This window comes from Acidovorax sp. BoFeN1 (genome assembly GCF_003345135.1).
In the GTDB taxonomy this organism is placed as follows: Bacteria; Pseudomonadota; Gammaproteobacteria; order Burkholderiales; family Burkholderiaceae_C; genus Acidovorax; species Acidovorax defluvii.
Window position 1 is genome coordinate 1 of record NZ_QOZT01000185.1, and the last position, 469, is coordinate 469.

Genomic DNA, 469 nt, shown 5'->3' on the forward strand with positions numbered 1-469 from the left:
TGCCCAATCTGCTGCATGGCAATGAGCGGCGTGTGTACGGCGACTCGGCCTATGCCAGCCAGAAAGCACTGATAGCGAGCAAGGCCCCCAAGGCCAAGGACTTCACCAACCAGCGCACCCGCCGTGCGGGCGAGGTGGACGAAGTTCAGCGGGCCAAGAACCGCAACAAATCGCGGGTGCGTGCCCGGGTCGAGCATGTCTTTGCGGTGGTCAAGCGCCTGTGGGGATTCACCAAGGTGCGCTACCGCGGGCTTCAGAAGAACGCCACGCGGGCGTTCACGGCCTTGGCGCTGGCCAACATTTACCTGTGCCGCAGTCATCTGTTGGGACAGGTGCGCCCGTAAGGGCGGAAATCGGGCCTCAGCGCCCCGCGAACTGCCCAAATGGGCCGCGCGAGAGGCATAAAAGTCCAAAAAACTGCGTCATCCAGGTTTGCGCGGAAATTTTCGACGGCTTGTTCAGCGTAGCC

General features: G+C 62.3%; 1 protein-coding gene. It reads left to right on the plus strand.

Translation table 11 applies throughout. The features are described 5' to 3' along the window. Window positions 1-344, plus strand: a 344-nt coding sequence (locus DTW89_RS19160) for a transposase (RefSeq protein WP_147277689.1), incomplete at its 5' end; no start/stop codon positions are given. Window positions 345-469 lie beyond the last annotated feature (125 nt).